Source organism: Streptomyces sp. NRRL S-337 (assembly GCF_000720175.1).
Lineage (GTDB): Bacteria > Actinomycetota > Actinomycetes > Streptomycetales > Streptomycetaceae > Streptomyces > Streptomyces siderophoricus.
In genome coordinates, this window is the sequence record NZ_JOIX01000061.1 from 1 (window position 1) to 24,456 (window position 24,456).

Sequence of the window (24,456 nt, forward strand, 5' to 3'; positions counted from 1 at the left end):
CACGACTCGATCTGCTCAACCGTCAGCGACTTCTCACACAGTCACACCAACGAGCCCCAGCCCACACGGTCACACCACATGCGGTTGCAGTACTAGGGGACAGCGGCTCTACGGGCCGGGGGCCAGCTGCCAGAGGGGCAGCAGCCTTACGGGACAGCGGCTTTAGGGGACAGCGCCTTCAGGGGACAGCAGCTTTATGGGGCGCACCGGTGCCCAGCGAGGGCCGCCCACCCTGACCCAGCGCCCGCCCCCGGCCTCCGGCCCTCGCCCCGCCGCCTACTTCACCGGCAGGTGGTACGCGACCCGGTAGCGGTCCGCGAGCGTGACGATGTCGGCCGTCTCGACCGGGCGGCCGCCCGCGAAGTACGTCCGCGAGATCACCAGCACCGCATGGCCCGGGACCCCGCCCAGCGCCATGGCCTCCTCGGCCAGCGCGGCCCGCGCGCCGACCTCCTCGATGACGTTGTCCACCACCACATCGATGGCCGCCATCCGCTCGACGACCCCGCGCCCGGCCAGTGGCCCTTCCTCGGGCAGCATCACCGGCGTCCGGCCCGTCACGTCCAGCGGCTCCCAGGATGTCGAGAGCATCGCCGGCTCGCCCTCCGCGCGGAAGAGGTAGCGGGTCCGCATGACCCTGCCGCCCGGCGGAATACGCAGCCGGCCGGCCACCGCCGAACTGGCCGCCTCCTGCTCGCTGCTGGACTCCCAGGTGCCGCGCACCCGCTCGTCCGTCTGCTCCTGCCGGAAGGGCGTACACCCACCCGCCGCATGGAACCCGACCCGCGCGATGCGCCGCGGAACGGGCTGCTCGCGCACGTACGTCCCCGACCCCGAGCGGCCCTCGACGAGCCCCTCCGCCATCAGGACCTTGCGGGCCTCCAGGGCGACGGTGTCCGAGACGCCGTACTCCTCGCGGATCCGGGCCTGGGAGGGGAGGCGGGTATGCGGCGGCAGCACCCCGTCGACGATCTTCTGGCGCAGGTCGCCGGCGACGCGGAGGTACGCGGGCTGCTCACCGAAAGGCACGTGCCCCTCCCAACAGCTTGACAGTCAGCAACAGCGTGGCAACCGCGCGTGGTCGACCGCAACCTCAGGCCAGATATTCACCTGTTGTGATGAAACCCAGCTCAGCCACCTGGGGGCCCTCGGTGCCCGCACCGGCATTCCGCATCTTCCGCCTCGCCCACCTCCGGCGTCACACCCGCACGCACCACCTCGTCATGTCACGATCGTCCACACGCCCCCAAGACGGGGGGCCGACGACGACCACGACAAACGGGACGACCCGACGGCCGCTCCGACGGAACGTCCGGGCGACCGCCCGCAAAAGTGACCGAAAATCGACCGAACAGCGACCGTGCCGGACACCCCCGGAACGGAAGCGACCGCTTCGGAACGGAAGCGGCCACTTCGGAACGGAAGCGACCACCCGGAGCAGGAAGGAAGGCGCCCATGCCCGCCGAGTCCCCCCTCTCCCCCATGCCCGAGGACTGGCAGCGGGCCCTCGCCGTCGCCGCCCACCCGGACGACCTCGAATACGGCGCCGCGGCAGCCATCGCCGAATGGACCGACGCCGGGCGGGAGGTGAGCTACCTCCTGGTCACCCGCGGCGAGGCCGGTATCGACGGGCTGGCCCCCGATGAATGCGCCCGGGTGCGCGAGGCCGAACAGCGGGCCGGCGCCGCGCTCGTCGGCGTCCAGACCGTGGAATTCCTCGACCACCACCGGGACGGCACGATCGAGGGCGGGCCGGCGCTGCGCCGCGACCTCTCCGCGGCCATCCGCCGCCACCGCCCGGAGCTCCTGATCACCCTCAACCACCACGACACATGGGCCGGGGTGCACTGGAACACCCCGGACCACCGGGTGGTCGGCCGGGCGGTCCTGGACGCGGCGGGCGACGCCGGCAACCGCTGGATCTTCCCGGAGCTCGCCGACGCGCTCGGCCTCGCCCCCTGGAACGGTGTCCGCTGGGTGGCCGTGGCCGGCTCGCCGTACCCCACGCACGCCGCCGAGGTCGGCCCAGGCGTCGACCGCGCGGTGGCCTCCTTGGCGGCGCACAGTACGTACATCAACGGCCTGCGCGGCCACGGACAGAACGCGCAGTCCTACGCCCGCACCTTCATCGAGCAGGCCCTCCGCACCGGCGGGGAACGTCACCGGGGCCGCCCGGCAACCCTGTTCGAGCTGTTCCCGCGCTAGCCCCACCGTACGGCCAGAAACCTCAAGTCCCGGGCCCCGCACCCCCGTTCACCGCGCCTCACCCCCCGTTCACCGCGCCTCATCTCCGTTCACCGCGCCCACCCACGTTCACCGCGCCCGCCACGAACGTGGCCACCAGCTCCGTGATCTCCTCCGGCCGTTCCAGCACCATCGCGTGGGTGGCGTCCACCCCGGCGACGGTCACATACGGCCGGGTCCGGGCCAGCTCCGCCAGATCGCGCCGCAGGCCCTCCGTATAGGCCGCCATCAGCTCCTCGAACCACGACGGCACGCCCGGCACCGGCGGGTTGGGGCGCAGCGCCCGGGCGATCAGCAGCGGCCGGGAAACGTTCCGGTAGCGCCCGAACAGGTCGATCCCGGCCATCGCCTCCTGCAGCTCCCGGGCCTGCTGCCGCCCGGGCCGCAGGAAGAGCCGCCCGTCCCCGGCCTCCGCCAGCGACCGCCGCACCCCCGCCTCCATCACGTCGGCGGGAATGCCCAACTCGGCGGCCATGCCCGTCTGGTAACCGATCACGCCCGCCAACGCCTCGGCCTCGAAAGGCCGTCCGCCCGCCTCCTCGGCGAACTGCCGCACCTCGGCGAACCGTTCCCGCACCCACTCCGGGTCCAGCCCCACGTACTGCTCGGGCCGTCCCATCCCGTGCCCGTCGAGGTTCACCGCCGCGGGTACGACGTCCGCCAGGGCCTCCAGGCACCGTACGGCCACCATTCCGCCCAGGGAGTGCCCGACCACCACGGCCCGCGGTATCCCGCACGCCGTCAGCACCGCCCGTACGTCCTCGACGGCCACCTCGAACGTCCACGGCACCACACCGTCTCCCGACCGCCCGTGGCCGCGCAGGTCCATCGCCAGCACCCGGTGCCCGGCGGCCAGCAGGGGCGCCACCCGCTCCCAGTCCATGAGCGTCCGCCCGGCCCCGTGCAGCAACAGCACCGCCGTCCCCGCCCCGCCGTGATCCCGCACCGCCAGTTCCACCCCGTCGCCGGCCTCGCACACCAGGTCCCGGCCCGCATCCCGCGCGCTTCGTGTCATGCGTCCACGCTAGGGCCGCCGAAGGCGTCCAAGATCATCCGCGAAGTCGATGCGCTGGGCCCCTTTTCCGGGAGAGAATGGATCATCCCCCTCCCGCGGCGCCGGTCCCGGAAGCGGTACGTCCCTGGTGCCGATGCGTCCCCGGTGCCGACACATGCCCGGGGCCGAAACGTCTCCGGAGAGGGCACGGCCCCGGAGGCAGCACGGTTTCTGGTTCTCGACGGCGATTCACGGCTCACGCGGCGAGGAGCTCCGCCCACCGGGTGGTGCCGCCCGCGTGGACCCGTGTGCCGCACTCGGCCGCCAGGGCGGTGACGATGCCGAGCCCGCGGCCGTGCTCGCCCGTGCAGCGCTCGACGACCGGCTGCCCGTCCGCTGTCGCGGGCCCGGTGTCGGTGACCTCGACGCGCAGGGCGTCGCGTCCGTCGACGATCCGTGACAGCCGCAGCACCGCCGGGGGCCGGGCGTGGACGACCGCGTTGGTGACGAGCTCCGAGACCACGAGGAGCGCGTCCTCGGCGAGGTCCGGGGTCAGGTTCCAGCCGGCCAGGACCGTACGCACCCGCCGGCGTACGACCGAGACGGCTTCGGGGATGTGGGGCAGCGGACAGACGTGTTCGACCGCCTCCCCCACCACCGGATCAAGCTGTGCCGTCATGCCGCCTCCTCCGAGGCCCCTCTACCGGCTGGATGCCGGGCTTTGAAAGGACGCTATGGGGGACGGTGGAGGCGGTCAATGAACAGCGGTCGGCATTACCGAACGCTCCCCGCGAAGGGCCTTCCCTCCGGGCAGATGCCGACCGCGGGACTACGATTGCCTCATGGCCGGCCCGGTCCAGTCGATCGAACGGGCGGCGGCAATCCTGCGTCTGCTCGCCAGTGGGCCCCGTCGGCTCGGGCTGGGTGAGGTGGCCGCGTCCCTCGCGCTGGCGAAGGGCACCACCCACGGCATTCTGCGCACCCTGCAGAACATCGACTTCGTCGAGCAGGACCCGGCGACCGGAAAGTACCAGCTCGGGGCCGCACTGCTGCACCTGGGCACCAGCTACCTCGACGTGAACGAGCTGCGCTCCCGCTCCATCAACTGGGCCGACGCCCTGGCCGCCCGCAGCGGGGAGGCGGTCCGCCTGGGCGCGCCCCTGGAGGGCAAGGTGCTCATCGTCCACCACGTCTTCCGCCCCGACGACACCCTCCAGACCCTCGACGTGGGCGCGCTGCTGCCGCTGCACGCCTCCTCGCTCGGCAAGGTGCTGCTGGCCTTCGGCAGCGTGCCGCTGGAGCCGGCCGTGGAGGCCGGGCTGGAGGCGTACACCCGGCACACCCTGGTCGACCGCGAGCACCTCACCCGGGCGCTCACCGAGGTCCGCGAGCTCGGGTGGGCGGCCGAGGTACAGGAGATGATCACGGGCGAGGCCGGCATCGCCGCGCCGGTCCGGGGCCACGGCGGCCTCGTGGTGGGCGCCATCGGCGTCTCCGGCACGGTCGAGCGGATCTGCGACGCCAAAGGGGTCCCGCAGCCGGCCCTGGTCACCCAGGTCCGCCACGCCGCCCGGGCGATCTCCAGAGATCTTGGGGCCGCCCGCTGGTGAGCCACCGCTCTCGTGCACCGCAACGGAGGGTTGATCATGGTTAAGCGGTATGTGATGTCCATCGACCAGGGCACCACCTCCACCCGATGCATCCTGTTCGACCACCAGGGGCGGCTGGTGTCGGTCGCCCAGCGGGAGCACCAGCAGTACTTCCCCCGGCCCGGGTGGGTCGAGCACGACGCCGTCGAGATCTGGCACACCCTGGAGCGTGTGGTGCCGCAGGCGCTCTCCCATGCGGATGTCAGTGCCGACGAGGTCGCCGCCGTCGGAATCGCCAACCAGCGCGAGACGACCGTGCTGTGGGACCCGCGTACGGGCACCCCGCTGGGGAGGGCGATCGTCTGGCAGGACACCCGTACGGCTCCGCTGGTCGAGGACCTCAGAAGCCGGCCCGGGGACGAGTTCTTCCTCCGGCGCTGTTGCCTGCCTCCTTCCACGTACTTCTCCGCGCCCCGGATCCGCTGGCTGTTCGACCATGTCGAGGGGTTGCGGCAGCGCGCCGAGGACGGCGAGGTGCTGTTCGGCACGATGGAGAGCTGGCTGATCTGGAACCTCACCGGCGGGCCGTCCGGCGGCGTGCACCTCACCGACGTCACCAACGCCAGCCGCACCATGCTCATGAACATCAGCACCCTCGACTGGGACGAGGAGCTGCTGGAGTTCTTCGGGGTTCCCCGGCCGATGCTCCCGGAGATCCGCGCCTCGGCCGAGAGCTACGGAGCCGCCCGTGCCGTCATCCCGGGCGTCCCCATCACCGCGGCCCTCGGTGACCAGCAGGCGGCGCTGTTCGGACAGACCTGCTTCGCCCCCGGCGAGGCGAAGTGCACCTACGGAACCGGCAGCTTCCTGCTGCTCAACACCGGCACCGACCTCGTACGGTCCCGGCACGGCCTGCTCACCACCGTCGCCTACAAGGTCGACGACCAGCCCGCGGTCTACGCGCTCGAAGGCCCCATCGCCGTCACGGGCGCGCTGGTCCAGTGGTTCCGCGACCGGCTGGGGCTGATCAGCACCGCCCCCGAGATCGAGACGCTCGCGCGCACGGTCGAGAACAACGGCGGCTGCTACATCGTCCCGGCGTTCTCCGGCCTGTACGCGCCGCACTGGCGCAGCGACGCCCGCGGGGTCATCGTCGGCCTCACCTCGTACATCACCAAGGGGCACCTGGCCCGGGCCGTACTGGAGGCCACCGGCTGGCAGACCCGCGAGGTGGTCGACGCCATGAACGCCGACTCCTCCCTCGCCCTGAAAGTGCTCAAGGTGGACGGCGGGATGACGTCGGACAACCTGCTCATGCAGTTCCTGGCCGACGTGCTCGACGTGCCCGTGGTGCGCCCCATGGCCGTCGAAACGGTCTCCCTGGGCGCCGCCTACGCCGCCGGCCTCGCCGCCGGCTACTGGCCCGACCTGGAGGTCCTGCGCCGCAACTGGCACCGGGCCGCCCAGTGGCTGCCGGACATGGCCCCCGAACGGCGCGAGGCCGAGTACGAGGACTGGAAACGCGCGGTCGAGCGCTCCCTCGGCTGGATCGCGTCGCCGCGGCCACCCTGAAAACCCAGAGCCCCGAAAACCAGAGGCCCGCCCCGAAGGGCCGGGCCTCTGTGAGGTGTGGGTGTGCCGGATCAGCGGGGTGACGTTGTGTCAGCTGCGCGGCGTTGGGTCACCGGCTATACGTTGAACCGGAACATCGACGGCTCGGGGCTACGGCCGCCGGTGAGCATCCGATTCAGGACACGATCCAGCGTCGATCCAGCACCCGGGCCGGCCCACCACCGGCACCGTTCGGAACTGACCCGGCACCGCCCCCGTCAGCCAGCCACTACAACGAGGACAGCAAATAGCCATCTCAGCAGGGAACCCGGCTTCCCGCTGGCCCCACTCGTGACGCCGTGTACGAGTGGATCTCTGCCTCGGCTGCCGCCACGTTGTCTTGTTCGAAGGCCAGCCGGCCGGCCGGTGCCGAGAATTCCACCCCCAGCACGCGTGGGTCACCGTCTGCCGCAAACAATGCGCAGTCGACTCGCGGTGTCGCCGGCTTGGCGCTGGCAGGAGTTTCGTCGAGCCTGGTTTGCGCCGCTGCCAAAGTGAGCTCCAGTTCGACGGCCTCGAAGCCCGCAGCCTGCAAGCGGCCACCGGGGTAGCGCAGGGGTGTGTACGCGGTGGCGTTGCGGTTCCAGGCGGTGGAGCCCCAGGAGGTGGTGCGGGCTTGCCATGCGAGGTCGCCGTCCTCGCTGATGAGCTCCGTCGGCATACCGGTGAGGTCGGTGGCGATGGCGAAGAAGCGGGCGTCGACTTCGTCCTGGGAGAGGTGCTACCAGAATGTCGGTGACTCGGCTGTGACCTGCGGGAACGCTCCGTAGCGGCGTCCGATCCAGCGCGTATCCAGCAAGCGGCGATCGCCGTCGTCGCGCGGCTCACGGAGCACCATCCGGAGGCGGCGGCATGCGGCGCGGGTGCACCTCCGAGACGTCGTCCGGCTCACAGACCGTGCTCGTCCATCAAGCGCATCAGGTTCCGCTTGCGCTTCTGGGCGGTACGCAGGGCGGTGACGTACTCGGTGAACTCCTCGGGCGATCCCAGGCGGCGGTGACAGTCCCGGATGCTCAGCAGCAGGCTGACAAGCTGCTCGTAGACCGCGTTGCCGGTCTGCCCGGTCAACGGCTCCGCCAGGCGCAGGTAGACGTCGAGCGCGTCGGCGGGGCAGGTGGCACGGGCCTGGTCGGCGAGGGTGAGCCACTGCCGGTCATGGGCGCCGGTCTCGGTGGCGGCCTGCCAGGCAGCATCAACGTCCTTGTCGTCGAGCAGGGCGTCGACCAGGACTGGGCCGGCGTACATGCCCGGTTGCCGTAGCCCCGCGTCGGCACGCAGGAGGGCCAGCGCGCCCTCGCGCTCAGCCGGCCAGCGGTCCGCGGCCCGGGCAGCGGATCGCAGCTGCTGGTACTTGAGCAGGGTGCGGCGGGCGCCGAAGTGTTCGCGGCGCAGGGCGAGGGCGTCGACGAGCCGATCGGCCTGCGCGTAGCGGTCGCAGAGGTAGTCGACGAGGGCGGTGTCGACGGCAGTGAGGTCCCGGTCCTCCCGAACGCCACGTTCCGCCCAGTGCAGAGCCTCGTCGGGACGCCGGGCGGTGTCCAGCTCGCGAGCGATGACCAGGTACGTGTGGCCGTCCGGTGCGAGGTCGGCCGCATGCACCGCAATCACCGCGTCGACGTCGCCTCCCGCCTTGGCCAGCCGCCCCACCAGGTCCTTCTCCGCCCAGCCGCGGCGGTTCCCCTGCCACGCCTCGACCGCCAGCTTCCGCAGGACGGCCATCCCCGCTTCGCCGAGAACGTCCTCGTAGTCGAGCGGATCGATGTCGGTGAGACCGTCGTCCCACTCGCCGAGTACTTGGCCGACGAGCCAGCGCGCGAGCTCCCCCGGGTCGGGACGCGCCGCACGGCACGCGTCGAGATGGGCGTCGGCGAGGCCTGCGCCCACCTGGCCGAGCCAGCCGTCGGAGTCGTCGACGCTCTCCGCCGCCTGGGCCAGCAGCTTCATCGCCTCCCGCGCCAGGATGACCGCGTCGGCCGCCCGTCCCGAGCCGGTGAGCGCGCCGATCGCGGACACCGCCTGCCCGGCCTGGTCCGCGTAGGCGCGGGCATCGGCGTACTCGACGTACCCGTACTGTGCGCACGGGCCGATGTCGAGCAGTTCACGGATACGGGACCGGACCGCGGCGAGATCCCCGCGCGCGCTCGCGGCCCGCAGTTCCAAGCGGCGCCGCAACTGCCGGTCCGCGCCGACCTGTTCCCGCACCACAGTGAGCAACTCTTCCTTGGCCAGGGCGGACAACCACCCATCGAGGTCCTGTGCCCGCTCCCGCGCTGCCTTCCGCTGCCGCGGCAGGCTCTCCGGCCGGGCGAGCACCGTCAGGCCGAGGGCGACCAAGTGCTTGCAGAAGTTGCCCTGAAGGCCGTACGGGCAGTCGCACTCGCCGGACAGCCCGCCGGGCCCCTCCAGGACCAGCTCCACCTCGTACCGTTCCGTGCCGTGGACGCTGGCGGTGATCCATCCGTCACCGACCTCGACCCCGGACACCGCATCCAGGTACCCGCGCCCGCGCTCGAAGGAACGGGCACCGGCCAACATCTTGAGGTTCGTCTCGGAGAGGCCGCGCATGGTTTCTTTCGTCCTGCTCCTGCTGCTGTGCCTTACGACTGCCAGTTTATGACTGCCGGTCAGTGCGATCAGACGGTTCACGAAAATGCCGCAGAACGCTGTGATCCGTATCGCGCGCTGGGCGCCGGGCAGGGTCGGTCTGCCCGCTGGAGGAAGTTACAGGTGCTCCTCCGGCAGCCGGCCCGGCCTGCCACCGACGGCGGCACTGCCGCCTGTCACCCACGTCCCGGGGCAGCACAACAGTCCCCGGGCCGAGGCTGAGCCGGGGCGGTGGGGATCGCATCGACGAGTTCTTTGATCAGGTCCCGGCCGATGCGGTGGAACTCGACGCCGTGGTCGAGATCGCTCTCGGTGCCGGCCCGTGCAAGGTCGAAGACCAGGCTGCTGCGGCTGAAATCCAAGGTGAAGCCGTCGTCGAGCCGTTCCAACAGGTGGTGCGCGGCCTGGTGCGGTTCCTTCTCCATGGTGCCGTGGCGGCGTGCGCGCTCCATGTAGAAGCGGAGCATGGTGGCGAAGGTCAGCTTCTTCACGCTTCGGTCCACCCGGTCGGGGCGGAGTGGTTCGGGTCGAAGGCTGCGGCGAGGACCTCCTGGCTGCGCTGGATCTGCTGGGCCGCCTTGGCCTTGAGCTGCTGGTAGGCGCCGATGTCCTGTAGCGCGGTGTAGCACTTGACCTCGACGAGGTTGCAGGTGATCTTCCGGGCGTGCTCGTCGAGGTGGAAGAGCGCCAGGTCGGTGCGGCGGAAGGACATCACCTCGCCCAGCTCCTTCGCCTGCCGCCGTGCCTCCTCGTACAGCTGCGGGTGGGCGTCCAGCGGGGCGACGACCTGGGTGTGCAGCACTCCCTGGTAGCCCAGGTAGAGCCGAGCCAGGGCCAGGCCGAGGACTTCGGTACAGCATTTTGATGACGAGACGTCAGAAAATCCAGCACGGATCCAGCAACGGGAACGACAACGGGGCCGGCCCCATCCAGGGCCGACCCCTCCCGACCTACGCGTTTGCCAGATCGCTACGTCGATGCTGAGGAACGCGTCACACGTTGAACCGGAATGTCGGCGACTCTGCTATGACCTGCGGTGATCGCCCGATTCCGCGCGCGATCCAGCGTCGATCCAGCAACCGGGGCGCACCGGTGGGCGGACCCGGGCGGCGCCACCGCGGGCACATCGGCCGGCGCCGGGCCCAGCGCCTGTTGCAGGGCCCGCCGGCAGCGCTCCCACGCGGCGGGCACCAGCTGCCCGTAGATGTCGACCGTCGTCTTGATCGACGTGTGCCCGAGCCACCGGGAGACCTCGTGGACGGGGACCCCGTGCGCCAGCGCGGTGGAGGCGAAGAAGTGGCGCAGGGTATGCGGGGTGTACTGGGGAGTCCGGTCCCGACCAAGGTAGCAGGCCGCCCGCACCGCCCGCCGGAAGTCGGGGCCGTAGGTGGTCGCCGTCGGCATGGTGCCCGCCGCCGCTCCACGCCGGGCGAAGAGCACATCCCGGCAGCCCACAGGGGTGGCGCCCCAGCGTCGTAGATGCGCGTCGATCTCCTGCTCCAGGAAGGCGGCCAGCGGGACGTCGCGGTACGCGCCGGGGGTGCGGTGTTTGAGGGGGCCGAAGCGTTCCGAGCAGTCGGCTCGGTGCGCTGTGCGGCTCACCTGTTCCCGTACCCGGAGAGCACCGGAGCGACGGCACTGGGTGGCGAAGGCGAGGGCCTCGCTGACCCGCAGGCCCGCGCCGGCCTGAAGGTAGACCGACAGTCGGTAGTGCGGCTCGATGTGCCGGGCGATGAGGTCGACCTCTTCCCGGGTCGGGATCGCGTCCTCGTCGAGCGCACCGGAGCCGACCCGTGGGAGTTTGGCGCCGTCCACCGGGCGTGCGGGGGATGCGCCGTTCGTCCACCGCGGTCTGGAACAGGTTGCGGACCAGCGTCATGCGGTCGTGCACCGTGCTCGCCGAAAGCTTGGTGCTGAGGGCGGCGACGAACCGGTCGATGTCCGCCCGCTCCACGCCGGCGAGCGTCTTGCGGCCCAGCTCCGGCAGGAGGTGGAGGCGCAGGAAGCTGTCGTAGTTGCGGTGGGTGTTCACCCCCACGAGCCGGCGCCCCAGCCAGTCCGCGGCGTATGCGCGGACGGTGACGGCACCGCGCTTGGGGTCCAGGAAGAGTCCTTGGTTCTTGAGGTGCTCGGCCCGCGCGGCGAACTGCCGGGCCTGGGTCTTCATCGGGAAGCTCACCTCGCGCTGACGGCCCGTCTGTCCCCCCGGTTCCCGGTACCGGACCGTCACGGGTGCCCGCAGCGCGGCTTGTCACACGGATAGAGCTTGCTGCGCTTGTCGGTCCTACAACGCTGGAACACCGAGGCCATACGCCTGTATCGGCAGTGCCCGGCTTGGGCTGAACATGGGTCGCGCGGGAGGGCATCGCCTCCCGCTATCAGCTACACAACTCTTGACACAGGTCACGGCCCCAATCAGCCCATTCGGGCCGGTGATTCCCAAGCCCAGGGCTCGGCTGACCAGCATGCGCCGAGGGAATCTTTTACGGACCCGAGGCTGGCACCGCTGGCAACGACGGGGCGTCCGAGGACGCCTGACACTGTAGACGCTTGCCACGTGGCACTCCGGCGTTGATAAGAGTGACCTTCTCACCGGGGCGGAAGCAACGGCGCCAGGAAGCGGCTGGGCTCACCGTGCCAGGTGATGGCGAGTGCGTCACGGGCGCGGGTCGCCGCGACGAAGAGCAGCGATCGCGCCCGGTGCAGTTCTCGCTGTTGGCGGCTCGGATCTGTGTGTTCCCAGGCGTCCACGGAGGTGCGCGGGACGAGCCCCTCGGCCACCCCTGCGATGATTAGACAGCGGTACTCCAGTCCCTTGAACCGGTACATGGTGCCGATGTGCACGCCCTGGTCGCTGCGCGGCCCGTCCTGCGTGATCTCCGTCGGCGTGATGCCGCGCCGGGCCAGGCGGTCGGCGAGCTGGGTGACCATGTCGTTGGTCGGGACACAGACGGCCGTGGACTCGCGGGGCACGTCGTGCCAGGCGCGCAGCTGCTCCACGACAAGGTCCATCTCCTCGTCCCAGCTCCGCGCGCCGCGCAGCGACGGGGTCTGGCCGTGGAGGATTGAGCGGTACCCGGCGAGGGTGTCGTCGCCGCCGTCGAGGTCGTCGTAGTCGGCGTCGCCGAGGACCTGGATCGCGTTGCGGAGGATCTCCCTGGTCGTGCGGTAGCTGAGGGTCAGCCGGGAGGACCGGCCGCGGATGTGCACGCCCAGGCTGCCGAGAGTGACCTGGTTGTCGTAGATCCGCTGATGGGTGTCGCCGACGAGGAAGATGTCGTCCGCCTTGGAGGGCACCATGGCCCGCAGCATCTTCCAGTGGGCGGCGCTGAGGTCTTGGGCCTCGTCGACCACGATGTGCCGGTACCGGTAGCGCAGCCAGGCGCCCGAGCCGGCCTCGACGTGGAGGTTGTTCAGACCGCCCCGTTCCTCGCGTTCCTCCGACCTTTTGTCGATCCTGGCCTTGCGGGCCGTTTCCAGCCGCGCGGCCCGCTCCGCGACTTGGCGGTGGGTCTCCAGCCCCTTGGTCTCGAGCCGCTGGGTGAAGCGTTCGGCGAGCTGCCAAATGCCGGCGCGCTCGGCGCGGGTGACGCTGCGTCCCCGTCCGGCGCGCCGGACGGTGAAGTAGTCGCTCCGGGAGGTCACGGCTTGGCCGAGGATGACCTGGTTCCACTCGTCGCTGAGGAACTCGGCGCTCCAGCGGGTCTCTCCAGATTCCACCAGCAGTTCCCGCCACTCCCGGAGCGCGGCCGTGTCGTCGATCCGCCGCTTCGCGTTGCCCGGGTCGGCCTCACTGACGACGCGGGTCGCGAGCAGGTCGACATGGGCGATGTCGACCCGGGCCAGTACGTCAGGGCCGCCGAGCGAGAGGAGCCGGGCCCGCAGGTCGGCTGCGAGGTTCTTGTTGAACGTGGTGAGCAGAACCGGCTTGCTGTGACCGGGAGGGAGCTCTCGCACCAGGTGGCACACGCGGTGCAGAGCGACGATCGTCTTGCCCGTCCCCGGCCCCCCTCCGACCCGGGCGGGGCCGGAGTAGCGCCGGTGGACCAGCTTCTCCTGAGTGGGGTGGAGGAAGATCTTCCACCGTCCGAAGTCGCCCTCCTCCAGGATGCTCTGCAGGGATTCGTCGTCGGTGATCACCACGGTCTGGGAGCGGTCGACGGCCGCCTGCCAGTCGCCGGTGTCGAGGTTCTTCTCCGGCTCGGTCACGGCGACGGGCGCGGTGACCTGTTCCATGACCGCGTCGTACGGAACGCCGTCGCGCAGCCGCAGGAGCACTTCCCCCGTGTGGCGGGGCGCGTACTCGGCGAGGCCGAGCAGTTCGTCGTCCGTGGTGAGTTTCCGGACGACCGGGATGAGCGGTTCGGCGACGCCGAGGTCCGCGAGCTGCTCATCGGTGTACGCGGCGAAGAGGGGCTTCTCCAGCCGCTCCGCCCGGTCCGGTTCCGCAGCAAGAGCAGGCGTGGGCCTCGGAGCCGGGACGGCAGGAGCGGCGGGCGTCGTGAGTTCACGGCGGAGCACGCTCTCCTCGACGACCTGAAGGTCGACGTACTCGATGGCGCCGGTGACGTGGTTGATGCCGTAGTTGAACCTGCCCAGATTCTTGTGGACGTGACTGCGGTGCTTGACCGAGACGAGGAGCCAGTCGTCACCGCCGAGGCGAATCATCAGAGCCCGCCACTCGCGGTTGACCCGTGCCGACCAGAGCCGGTCGTGGCCTTCGAGTTGTTTGAGATCGAGCCCGCCGGCGTGCGGGTTGCGGCGGAAGTCGTGCTGGAACTTGTAGAACGCCCCGAGGACCGCGCGGTCCAGTCTGACGATCTCCTTGTCGGCCTTGTCGAGCAGGCGGAGGGTCACGCCCGTCCTGGGCGCGCCGGTGACCGTCATCGTTCGTTCTCCTCGTGATCGTTCGTCGCCCTGTCGGCGTCCGTGTCCGCGTCGCCGCTCACCGTTTCGGCAGGTTCGTCCGCTTCGCCGCTCACCAGCCCGGCGAGTTCGTCGGCGTCCCATTCCGTCGCGGTGCGGACCTGCCAGCCCGCCTCCTGGTAGGCGCGGTCCCGTCGTTCGGCGTCGATGTCCCGCCTGGTGACCGGGTCCGGCCGGTGGGCGAGGACGACGCCCACGCGCCGGGCCGGCCAGGCAAGTTCGGCGGGCCAGGCGGCCGCCCCCAGCTCATAACCGGCCTCCGGCGCGGGCAGGCCCCGGTCGGCGAGGGTCCGGGCCAGAGCGGGCAGACTGGGATCCTCCACGAGGAACTCGATGACCTCGTCCCACGCGGGATCGCGTACGGCCGCGGGAGCCTCCTCGCCGTGTCGCCGCCCCGCCTGCGGCTGCTGTCCGTTCGCCGCGCTTGCCACCACCGCGGGTTCATGCTTGCGCCGCTGGGAGGTGAGCCATCCGGCTCCGCCGGTGACCGCCAGCTCTGCCGGGTCAAATCCGGGCAGCATGCCAGTGGTGAGCTGGACCCCGTCCCCCTCGCCTGCGTCGAGGAACTGGAGCAGATTGCTCCAATAGAGCCATGCCTGCCAGCGCCTACGGTGGGCGGCCTCGTCGGCCGCGATCTTGTCCGCGCTGGCGTCGAGGACACTCAAGGCCGTCCAGATCGCCCCGGTCTGCCCCCTGCGCAGGTCGAGCGCGATGGTGAGCGGGCACCCCGACGCGTCCCGGGTCGCCATGACCTGCACGGCGCCCTGTCCCTTGGCCAGCCGCCGCCCCTGCAGCGCCTCACCGATGCGGTGACCGATCTCCTCGCCGTCGGCCAGGGCTCTGCTGGTCGCCGACACGGCGGCGAAGCCCGCGAGCGCGCTCTGGGCGCGGCGCCGCCACACGTCGGGGTCGGGGTCGGTGAGGTAGCCGATCAGTGTCTCGACCGGATTGGCCCACACCAGGCGCGGCAGGTCACGGGTGTCCCCGGCGTGCATGCGCCGGTGGACGTCCATGGCCGTCTTCTGCGCGGTGTTCGGGTACGGCTTCCACACGGGATCCGCCTGCGGTCTGGTCTGTCCCGTCCAGGCCTGCACGTCGTCCCAGGTGAGCTGGAAGACCTGCCAGCCCTCCGCGCGCAGCCGGGTGCGTTTCACCGCGTCCGTCTCGGCGATGAGGTGCTCCGGGCTCGCGTGGTAGCGGTATCCGTCGAGGTAGACGGCCACGCGACGGTCCTCGTCGGTGCTGCGGAAGACCACGTCCGGCCGGGTGAAGCCGAGTGGGGTCTGGGTTTCCATCTGCCAGCCGCGGACGGTCCCGTCGGGTGCGGTGAAGCGCAGGGTCGTGTCCCTGGTGCCGTCCGCGGTGAGCGCGGTGCGGACGCTGACCTCGTCCATCCGCTCGGCCCATTCCAGGAGTCCGCGGCGGAAGAGCGCCTCCAGTTCGCTCTCCACCTGGGGCACCAGTGTGATGTCCCGGGTGGTGGCTACCGGTACGACGCTCCACCGGTCGGCGGTGCGGCCGAACAGGTCGCCCAGCATGTCGAGGGCGTGCTCACGAGAGACGAGTGCGTACTCGTTGTCGGTGACGTGCCGCAGCAGGCAGCGGTGGCAGGCTGGGCGGCCCTGTCCCACGCACACGCAGGTCTCGATCACCTGGCGAGCGGCCTCCAGGACGTTCTTGAGGCCGCCCTGGCCGGCGAGGCGGTGCAGGTAGCCGGTGCCGCCGGGAAGCGTGTCGTACAGCACGAGGAAATGACGGCGGTGCGCGCTCTCGCCGCGTTCCTCGGGCATGGAGTCGGTGACGACCGCGAGGTGGTCGGGGTCGCCGCCGTAGCTGCGGGCGATGCCGGCCAGCAGCAGCGCCTTGAAGGACGCGAGCCGTTCCCGGGTGTGCGCGGTGACGGCGGGGATGAGGATGCGCAGTGCGTCGGTGCGCAGTTCGTGGGCGAGCAGGATCCTCTCGCCCCGTCGTGCGGTGTCGGCTCCGGCGCGCCGTCTGCGGCACCAGGGCCGGTGGTACTTGCCGTACGCAGACGGGTCGCCGGCGTCGTGAGCGGCGGGCCCGCCGTCGGGGTCGGCGAAGCCGCACGCGTCGCAGACCCAGAAGGGGTTGAGGCGGACCTCCTGTCCGGCGAAGGCCGTGTCGGCCCCGCCGTCGACCCGGGTCGCTCCGACGTTGATGTGGCGGATGTGCGCCTCGCGGGTGAACTCCCATCCGAAGGTGGCGTGTTCGTGCTTCCACGCCTGTTCGACGTCGCCCGCGTCGATGTCCACGGCCGGGACGACGGTGTAGTGCCGCTCGTCCCGCTCGTCCCTGTCGTCGCGCACCCGGACGTCGTCGCGTTCGTCCCGGGAGGTGACGCGGCGCGGCACGAGGACCTTGTGCAGGCAGCCGACGTCTCCGATGGCCGCGGACCGGCAGCGGGGGCAGGGTGAGGCGTCCTGTTCGGCACGGTGGGTGCGCACGTGTCCGCAGTCGGGGCAGACACGCCACCAGAGCCAGGCCGGGCGGTCGGGGCTGCCGATGTCCAGTCCGGTGACCCGGTGCTTGTAGCCCTGGGCGTAGTAGTGGTTGCCGGGGGCGAATTCGGAGAGCGCGAAGCGCGCGGGACGGCTGTGGCGGAGGGTCTTGCTGCGTTTCTCGCCGGTGCCGTCGGTGGTCTTCTCGGTCCAGGTGAGGGTGGCCTCCAGCTCGGTGGCCGAGTCGATCAGGCTGTAGTTCGGCAGCAGGCCGAGATCGACGAGGGCGCCGTGCGCGGTGGTGCGGCTGATCTCGCGGGAGACGCGTGCCATGTCCCGGCGTTCGGCACGCAGTTCGCGCCCCTGCCGTTCGTGGTCGGGGTCACCGGCGACGAGCAGTCCGTGGGCCCGGTCGATGGCCTCGCTGCGGCGCTGCAGGTCGGCCCGGCGGTCCTCCCAGCGCCGGCACGCGGCTCGCAGGGCGCCTGCCAGTCCCTCCTCGCCGGGGTCGGTCGCAAAGGTGACGAGGGCGGCGCGGGCCTGCGGGCTGACGCCGGTGCCGCGGCTCTCGTCGTACGGGGGGAACAGGTCCAGGAAGCGTTGTACGAGCCGCCCGCCGTCGGCGAGCGCGGCCTCGGCGAACTCGGCCTGCCAGGCCGAGGCCCCGAACAAATCGGTGGCGCGCCCGGGCAGCGGCCGCAGGGGTGTCCCGTCGGGAGCAGTCAGCCGTCCGGCGCCCGCGAGGTCGAGGAGGTGGGCCAGGTACTGGCGGCGCAGGATCTCGGCCGCGGACAGGTAGCAGCCGGGCGGCATGACGTCCCCGGCGATCATCATCCGGGGTTCTTCGAGGTAGTAGCGGTCGCGCGGGCCGCGGTCGACCATGGTGAGCAGGTAGGCGTTGCCGGTGGAGCGGCCCGCCCGGCCGACGCGCTGGATGTAGTTGGCCGGTCCCTTCGGAAGTGAGGCGAGGACGACGGCCGACAGATCGCCGATGTCGATGCCGAGTTCGAGGGTGGGGGTGCAGGACAGTACCTGCGGGTTGGCGTAGTGGACGTCAGTGCCCTCGCGGAAGGCCCTCTCGACCGCTTCGCGCTTGGCGCGGCTGAGGGTGCCGGTGTGCTCGGCGGTGTTGATGGTGAAGACCCCGGCGTCGCGGTACATGCGCCGATAGAAGTCGTCGGTGAAGTCCCTTTGCCGCAGGCCGCTGTCCAGGTCACGGCCGGTGCCGAGGGTCCCCCCGCAGCGGTAGCGGGGGCACGGCTGTCCGTGCCACCGGTCGGCGAGGTCGGGGTGGATGGTCTGTTCCCAGAAGCAGCGCGGGCAGTGCGCGGTGGCGTCGGGCAGGACGTCGTCGGCGAGTCGGCGGACCTGGATGTGGCCGGGCTGGAGTCCGTAGACGCGGGTGGCGCCGTCGAGCGCGGTGCGTGCGGAGAGGACGCCGGCGTCGGCGAGCGCGGGCAGCAGCCGGGCGAGGAAGCCGGCGGCAGCCTCCCGGCGCAGGCCGAGGGCGCGCACGGCCCAGTCCTGGTACCAGCCGAGCCGGCCGGTGAGCACGTCGAAGTCCTCGCTGCCCTGCTTGGGTGAGCCGAGCAGGAAGGCGGGCGCGGAGACGCCGCGGGGGAAGGCCGGCATGCCGGGTTCGCGTCCGCCCCAGATCGCCCACCGGCGCACTCCGGCCTGGTCGAGCCAGGGGTCCAGCCAGGCGTGCCGGACGGCGCCCCGGATGCGCAGCCGTTCGAGCAGGCCCCGGACGAAACCGAGGTACTGGTCGGGGCCGGGCGCCGATCCGTCGGGGAATGCGATCTCTCCCGGTGTGGTGAGGAGGATCTCGTGTACGAGGTCCGCTACGGCGTCGGGGTCCGTCAGGGGTACGTCGGCGGCGACGGTGCGGGTGAGTTCGAGGGTGCGGCCCTGCCGGGACCGCAGTCCGAACTCCATGACGGTGGCGAACGCCAGGCGTTGCGCGATCAGTTCCCAGGTGGGCCGCGAGCCGCGACTGCGGCCGGTGAGCAGGGTGTCCACGCCGCGGATCAGGTGCAGGTCCGGCGGGATGACGGCGGCCTGCACCGCCTTGCTGTCGACGACGTCCGCGACCAGGTCGGCGGCCAGGTCGTTCAGGGTGGTGGGTTCGTCCTCGCCGATGCGGCTGGCGAGGAGTGCGCGCAGCGAGAACGTGTACGAGCGGCTGGCGACGTATCCGGCGCGGTGGGCGGCGTCCTGGACGGAGTCGTTGAAGAGGAGGGTCTTGTTCTCGCCCAGGTTCTTGTCCAGTTCGCCGCCGGTGAAGAGCTGGGTGATGGCTGCGGCGGCGAGCGCGGCGAGGCCGGTGCCGAGGTAGCGGATGGAGTTGAAGGTGCGGCAGGCGGGGCACTGGTCGCGTTCTGCGGCCCGGTCACCGTCGAGGTCGACGTGGACGAACGCGGCGTTGTGCAGGGGCGCGGGCCGGCGGGGTCCTCCGCCGTCCGCCGGGCTGGTGAAGTCGGCTTCGGGCGAGAGGGGGCGCAGCCGTCCGCCGCTGCCTTCCAGGACCAGCACGGCGGGCCCGCCGCGCCGCTGTTCCGCCCCGGCCGCGAAGGCGGCCTCGTGCACCTCCTGGGGAGTCGCGGCAATCATGTTGCGCACCCGGCGCTTGTCGCGGCTCACGGAGGCACGGCGGATCTTCGTGGCGGTCAGGTCGAGCTCGGCCGGGTCGACCTCCGGTGAGTACGCGGCCCAGCCGGAGCGCCCGCACTCGCGGCAGAACACGGCGGGCAGGAAGATCTCGGCGGGCGGCGGGGCGCTGTCGCCGGCCGGTACGGCGACCTGCTCGGCGGCGTCGAGCGGTACGGCGGGGCCCTCTCCGTCGTACGGGGACGGCCGGGCGGCGGTGCGCTGGTCCTTGCGGGCCAGTGCGCCGCCGGAGGTCACGCGCTCGTCGTCCCAGCGGAACTCGGCGCGGGCCGCGCTGATGCCCCGCAGCACGCGGGAGACCGAGCGCACCCAGTGGTGGACCTCGATGGACAGCAGCGGCCGTCCGGGGTGCTCGGGATCGCGGGCGTACGACAGGAGGGCGACGTAGCGGGCGAGGGCCTGGGCGGCGATCCGTGGCCGCTGCTGCACGGCCATGCCCCAGTGGTAGGCGTAGCGGGGCAGCACCTCGGTGATCTCGGCGAGGGTCTTGGGGGTGCCGTCGAGGATCTCCAGGACGGCGGCCGTGAGCCGGTGGCGGCGCAGCACCGCCCCGAGCTCCTCGGGGCTCGGTCCGTTCAGGCCGGTGAAGGCGGCGACGAGGTCGTCCATGGCGCTCGGGTCCCGGGTCGGGTCGCCGAGGCCGGCGACCTCCTCGGGCGGGGGGAACGGGAGGGTGAAGTCGCACTCGCCGGTGAAGTCCTTGGTGGAGCGCCGGTCCTCGCCGACGACCGAGTCGGACGGGAACGGCACGCCGAAGACCTGCTCGGCGACCTCCAGCATGCCGGGACCGCCGCCCGGCCGCCCGGTCCCGCCCCGCTCGCCCGTGCCCCGCCCGTCTGTGCCGGGGCCGTTCGCGCCGAGGGTGGCCGACGTGGCGACGGGGCAGACCGGCCCGAGCGGCCGGCCAGGCTGCGCGAGCCCGGTGACGGATCCGAGCCGGCGCAGCAGCATGGCCACGTCCGTGCCCTGGGCGCCGTCGTAGGTGTGGAACTCGTCGAGGACGACGTACGCGAGCGCGGAGTCCTGCCACAGCCGCTGGTCCTCGGGCCGCTGGAGGAGCAGGTCGAGCATCTTGTAGTTGGTGATCAGGATGTCCGGCCGGGTGCGCCGGATCTCATCGCGGTCGACGGCGATCGCAGGGTTGGCCTGCTTGAAGTCCTGGGACGGTGTGTCGCCGATGTAGAGCGCCGCCCGCACCCCGGCGTCGTGCAGCCGGGTGTCCTTGACGTCGGCGAGCCGCTCGCCGATGCGGTGAGCCTGGTCGGTGGCGAGCGCGTTCATGGGGTAGAGCAGGATCGCCTTGACGCCCTCCCGACCGGCCAGCCGCTCCCGGTAGCAGTGGTCGAGCAGCGGGACCAGGAACGACTCGGTCTTGCCGGATCCGGTGCCGGTGGTGACGAGGGTGGGTCGCGCCGGACCGTGCAGCGTCGACAGCCGTTCCCAGGCGGCCTCCTGGTGCCGGTACGGGGTCAGCTCGGGGTGCCAGGTCAGGTGCCGCTTCCAGTTCTCGCCCTCGGCGGTCCGGAACGGCGTGCGCACCCGGAGGTAAGGACCGCGGAAGATGCCGTCGTCGGCGTCGCCGAGGAAGTTCTCCAGCGCGCGGCGGGTGCTCTCGTCGGCCAGCGCGTACGTCGTCGCGAGGTACTGGCTCAGGCTGGCCCGTACCTGGTCGGCGGCGAGGGTGGGACGCACGCGCTGTCCTCCTTGGTGCTGGTCGTGCCGGGACGGGCATGCCGGGGGCGCCCGTTCACCGCCCACGGTATCGGGGGAGGTGGGGCGAACCCGGGCCCGGCTCACTTGCCGAGTTTCCGCCCGACGTACGCGATGCGCAGGGTGCGTTCCTCGTGGAGCAGCCGGAAGTGCATCCGGCCCGGCGAAGGCAGGAAGTCGCAATGCCAGTCGAACAGGCGGTTCTCGCCGTCGTCGTCGGTGAACCAGCACAGGCGCCGGCGGGCCTCGAACTCGGTCCGCACGTAGGAACGCCACTGGGGCGCGATGGGCTGCCGGTCCGGGTTCCAGTCGCTGACCGCATCCTGGAGCTCTCCGAGCCGCTCCCCCACCGGCTGCACCCACACCTCGGGCAGTTCGACGAAGTACTGCTCGGCGAGCCGTGTGAACTGGAGGTGCGGGAACAGCTCCGCCTTCAGGCGCCACAGCTCGGTGCCGGACCGCAGGCCTTCGACGGCCTTCTGCCGGACGCTGTCCGCGCCGCGCCGGATCCACGACAGGTGCGTGGCGACGTGCTCCCGCCTGGCGGCGTGCTCCACCTCGACGTCCGTGAGGGCGGAGCCGCCGTCCTCGTCGTCGAGGAGTTCCTCCCGTACGAGGGTGAGCCGGTCGGCGTCCCAGCACGGCTCCACGGGCAGGGACACCCCGAGACCACCGGTCAGGTGCGCCGACCCGAGCCCCTCGACCGCCTGTCCGTCATGCCGGTACTCCACGTCGGAGTGGGTCTCCCCCTCGGGGAAGGCCTCCCGGTGGGGCCACTTGGTCTGCATCTGGAGCAGGCGCACCCACAGGTCCCTGGCACCCGGGGTGCCGATCCACTTGCCGATGGCATGGCCCTGGGCCAGCTGTAACGCGTTGACGGGCTCCCGGGAGAAGAGCCGGGTCCCTGCCCGGTCCTCCCTGGCCACCGCGAGCACGGCCCTGACCATCTCGGTCATGGCGCGGTTGACCCGCTCCGGATCTGCCTTCGACTCGCAGGACTTCTCGTTCAGGAACAGCTGCGGCACGTCTCCCCCTCCGCGACGATGTGTGGGGCCTTGCCCCGCCCTCCCCAGGCGGGTGTCAGCCGATGAGCTGGTCGAGCGTGTTCTCCAGCTCGTCGAAGAACCCGGTGGGCCACTGGTCGAGCATCCCGTCCGCGTCGACCCGCGGGCTGACGACCTCCACACCGGTGCCGTCGCCGCGGAAGTAGTGGAACACCGCCTGTCCGGGGGTGATCCGTCCCTGCTTGACGGCGAGCCGCACGCCGTTGATGACGTGGTCGCTGTGCGTCTCCATGATCACCTGCGCGCCCTGTGCGGCGGCCGCGGCGGCGAGCGTCGCCATCTGCGTCTGGCCCTGCGGGTGGAGGTGCGCCTCCGGGTTCTCCAGGAGGACCAGGGAGCCGGGACGGGCGGTGAGGCAGGCCACCACGACCGGCAGGACGTAGGTGAGGCCGAAGCCGACGTGGCTGGGCCGGCGGCGCCGGGTGGGGCCGAGCGCGCCCTGAAACCCGTATGAGAGGCGCACGGCGTCGGCGCCCTCGATGGGGTCGGCCTGGATGTCCACTCCGGGGCACAGGTCGCCCATCCAGGCGGCGGCCTGGTCGCGCAGGAGGTCGGACTCGGCACGTGGATGGTGCAGCGAGCCCTTGGGGACCTCGTCCCGGGCGTGGTGGCGGAGGAAGTTGACGGTGTGCTCGCCGCGTACGCCGAGAAAGCCCCGACCGATGGCCGCGTGGTGGTCGCGCGGGTAGAACTCGGCGGGCGAGATCCGGTCGGCGTGCAGGTACTGGAAGGGGCCGGTGAGGAACGACGGGGCCACGGACTCGGGACCGGTCGGTGCGGCGGATCCCTCGGAGGTAGCCGGCAGGTCCACGTCGAGCAGCGGTAGCAGGTTCTGCTCGGCGGCCCACTCGACGGTCCAGCCGTAGCGGTACGGCCCCTCGTCGACGGTGAGGCCGATCCGGGCCTCCTCCTCCGCGAAGTCCTCGTGCAGGACGTCGTCACCGGTGCCGAGGCCCACGAGTTCGCCGTTGAGCAGGAAGCCCTGGTTTACGACGCTGTGCCGGAGTCCGGCTCGTTGCGCCTCGCGCAGGTACTCAGAGACCGCTAGGTCGCCCGCTTCGTACGACTGGCGCAGCAGCGCGATCGCCTGGAGGACGCTGCTCTTGCCGGACGAATTGAGCCCGGTGAGGAGGGTGAGCGGGCCCAGCGGTAAGGACGCGTCGCGGAACGCTTTGAAGTTGTGCAGTGTCAGACGGTCAATCACTGTTCGGCTACCCCCCGGAACAACCGTGCCACGTACTGGAACCTCGTGCGGATCTTCGCCGGATCCCCGGTGCCGATGGAGATCGACCGGTCGAAGTCCCAGTCCTCCAGCAGCTCGACGAACCGGTCGAGCAAGATCCCCCGCGACGCTACCAGTCTGTCCCGCTCCTGATCGTCGAGCAGCGCGAGATGGACGGAGATCGTCTCGAAGAGAGCCTTGTTGATGACGGGGGAACTGCGCTTCCCCCCATGCCACTTGCGGAAGGCGTGCTCCTCGAACAGGTCCCGCGCGCACCGCATGGCCACCCGGAACTCCCGTGTCAGCTGCTCCCGCCGCTCCTCGGTGAGGTTGTTGACCCGGTACATCACGTCGGTGAGGAAGCGGTCGAAGTCCTTCTCCGTGTGCTCGGCCGGATTGGTCAGGCGGAAGGCGAGGAAACGCAGCACCATCTCCCGGTCGGCCATTCGCTCGTTGGACACGCTCCACCGGGTGGCCTCCCCGAACCACGGGTCCTCGGCGAGGTCCGCGAGGAACTCCCGGACCGGCCCCCGTACCAGCGCGTGCCGCAGCTCCTGCTGCGTCAGCGGCATGCCGGTGGTGTTGATCCGGGAGAACACGTTGTGCTTGACGGCGTCTGGAGTGCCCTGCTGCATGATGTGGACGGTGAGCTGGGTCTCGCGCAGCCGGATCTTCAGCCGACCGGTCAGGTCCCGGTACGTGTTGCCATGGAAGTTCCAGAGGTAGTCCAGGCCCCGGAGGGTCAGCGGGCCCAGGCCATCGGTGACCTCTGGTGCGATGAACCGGGCGATGGCGGTGAGCCGCTGGACGCCGTCCACCACGGCCCACCTGTCCTCGTCGTCCTGGGCCATGTGGAAGTTGGAGATCGGGATGCGCAGCAGCAGCGACTCGATCAGACGGCTCTGATCCCGGTCGCTCCAGATCCCGGCCCGGCGCTGGAAGTCCGGCGCGAGGTCGATCATGCCCTCCCGCAGCCGGGACAGCAGCAGGTCCACGGTGGTGGTCTCCGTGTGGATCTTGATGCTATCGGGCCGGAACGGGGCGGAGATGCCGTCGGCGTCGCTGTAGGGGCCTTCCTCCGTGTCCTCCTCGTCGGAGGGGAGCTCCAGCTCGACGCCGGTCGGCCGGCCGTCGGACCCAATCTCCAAGGCCGGCCCCAGCGGCAGGAACGACGTGCCGGGCCCGCCGTCAACATCCTCCGGTACGGCGTACCCCCGGGACCCCGCCGACCGATCCCGGCCGCCGCCGCTGTCTTCCAGGTCCGCCATGCTCCCCGCTGCCCTCCGCCGCCCGATGCCGTGCCCGGCAAAGCCTATAGACGGCGTCGTGGCCTGTCAGCGAGATCGTCCGGGGCTGTCGGCGC

Annotated in this window: 15 protein-coding genes and 1 pseudogene; 3 read left to right on the top strand and 13 right to left on the bottom strand. The window is 71.3% G+C overall.

The features are described 5' to 3' along the window. Positions 1 to 276: 276 nt before the first annotated feature. A complete protein-coding gene (locus tag IG62_RS0130655) occupies positions 277 to 1,029 on the bottom strand; it encodes a GntR family transcriptional regulator (protein WP_030810593.1) in 753 nt (250 codons plus the stop codon). A 426-nt stretch (positions 1,030 to 1,455) separates the two neighbouring features. Here IG62_RS0130655 and IG62_RS0130660 point away from each other — a divergent pair, with 426 nt between their 5' ends. Next, positions 1,456 to 2,205, top strand: coding sequence for a PIG-L deacetylase family protein (locus IG62_RS0130660; RefSeq protein ID WP_030810596.1), 750 nt, complete (start codon positions 1,456 to 1,458; stop codon positions 2,203 to 2,205). Positions 2,206 to 2,284: 79 nt separating this feature from the next. Here IG62_RS0130660 and IG62_RS0130665 read toward each other — a convergent pair whose 3' ends face one another. After that, complete coding sequence (locus IG62_RS0130665; RefSeq protein ID WP_030810599.1) at positions 2,285 to 3,259, bottom strand: alpha/beta fold hydrolase; 975 nt, start codon at positions 3,257 to 3,259, stop codon at positions 2,285 to 2,287. A 235-nt stretch (positions 3,260 to 3,494) separates the two neighbouring features. Beyond that, complete coding sequence (locus IG62_RS0130670; RefSeq protein WP_030810603.1) at positions 3,495 to 3,917, bottom strand: ATP-binding protein; 423 nt, start codon at positions 3,915 to 3,917, stop codon at positions 3,495 to 3,497. Positions 3,918 to 4,080: 163 nt separating this feature from the next. Between IG62_RS0130670 and IG62_RS0130675 the strand changes: the two genes are divergently transcribed. Together IG62_RS0130675 and glpK are read left to right on the top strand one after the other, a co-directional pair. Further along, positions 4,081 to 4,848, top strand: coding sequence for an IclR family transcriptional regulator (locus IG62_RS0130675; RefSeq protein ID WP_030810605.1), 768 nt, complete (start codon positions 4,081 to 4,083; stop codon positions 4,846 to 4,848). A 36-nt stretch (positions 4,849 to 4,884) separates the two neighbouring features. Next, complete coding sequence (gene glpK, locus IG62_RS0130680) at positions 4,885 to 6,399, top strand: glycerol kinase GlpK (protein WP_030810609.1); 1,515 nt, start codon at positions 4,885 to 4,887, stop codon at positions 6,397 to 6,399. Between the two features lie 580 nt (positions 6,400 to 6,979). Here glpK and IG62_RS50295 read toward each other — a convergent pair. The 10 genes and pseudogenes from IG62_RS50295 to IG62_RS0130735 all read right to left on the bottom strand — a co-directional run. Beyond that, a pseudogene (locus IG62_RS50295) lies at positions 6,980 to 7,153 on the bottom strand (RHS domain-containing protein); the annotation flags it as partial. 173 nt (positions 7,154 to 7,326) lie between these two features. Continuing rightward, positions 7,327 to 9,003, bottom strand: coding sequence for an SWIM zinc finger family protein (locus IG62_RS0130690; protein ID WP_030810615.1), 1,677 nt, complete (start codon positions 9,001 to 9,003; stop codon positions 7,327 to 7,329). A 215-nt stretch (positions 9,004 to 9,218) separates the two neighbouring features. Continuing rightward, positions 9,219 to 9,533: a hypothetical protein gene (locus IG62_RS0130695; RefSeq protein ID WP_030810618.1), complete on the bottom strand. Its 315-nt coding sequence runs from the start codon at positions 9,531 to 9,533 to the stop codon at positions 9,219 to 9,221. Continuing rightward, on the bottom strand, positions 9,530 to 9,844 hold the full coding sequence (locus tag IG62_RS0130700; RefSeq protein WP_030810620.1) for a hypothetical protein: 315 nt from the start codon (positions 9,842 to 9,844) through the stop codon (positions 9,530 to 9,532). The genes IG62_RS0130695 and IG62_RS0130700 overlap by 4 nt, the downstream gene beginning before the upstream one ends. Positions 9,845 to 10,011: 167 nt before the next feature. Beyond that, positions 10,012 to 10,857 (bottom strand): site-specific integrase, encoded by an 846-nt coding sequence (locus IG62_RS43815; protein WP_063755411.1) that lies wholly within the window; start codon positions 10,855 to 10,857, stop codon positions 10,012 to 10,014. A gap of 774 nt (positions 10,858 to 11,631) precedes the next feature. After that, positions 11,632 to 13,929 carry a UvrD-helicase domain-containing protein gene (locus tag IG62_RS0130715; protein ID WP_030810628.1) on the bottom strand — a complete coding sequence of 766 codons (2,298 nt, stop codon included), beginning with the start codon at positions 13,927 to 13,929 and terminating at the stop codon, positions 11,632 to 11,634. After that, the gene (locus IG62_RS0130720) at positions 13,926 to 20,789 is read right to left on the bottom strand and encodes a DEAD/DEAH box helicase (protein ID WP_030810631.1); all 6,864 of its coding nucleotides are present in this window, start codon (positions 20,787 to 20,789) and stop codon (positions 13,926 to 13,928) included. The genes IG62_RS0130715 and IG62_RS0130720 overlap by 4 nt, the downstream gene beginning before the upstream one ends. Before the next feature lie 101 nt (positions 20,790 to 20,890). After that, on the bottom strand, positions 20,891 to 21,832 hold the full coding sequence (locus tag IG62_RS0130725; RefSeq protein WP_030810634.1) for a hypothetical protein: 942 nt from the start codon (positions 21,830 to 21,832) through the stop codon (positions 20,891 to 20,893). 55 nt (positions 21,833 to 21,887) lie between these two features. After that, positions 21,888 to 23,075 carry an AAA family ATPase gene (locus IG62_RS0130730; protein WP_030810637.1) on the bottom strand — a complete coding sequence of 396 codons (1,188 nt, stop codon included), beginning with the start codon at positions 23,073 to 23,075 and terminating at the stop codon, positions 21,888 to 21,890. Then, positions 23,072 to 24,361 carry a DUF262 domain-containing protein gene (locus tag IG62_RS0130735; protein ID WP_051798820.1) on the bottom strand — a complete coding sequence of 430 codons (1,290 nt, stop codon included), beginning with the start codon at positions 24,359 to 24,361 and terminating at the stop codon, positions 23,072 to 23,074. Before IG62_RS0130735 ends, IG62_RS0130730 begins: the two co-directional genes overlap by 4 nt. Positions 24,362 to 24,456: the final 95 nt, after the last annotated feature.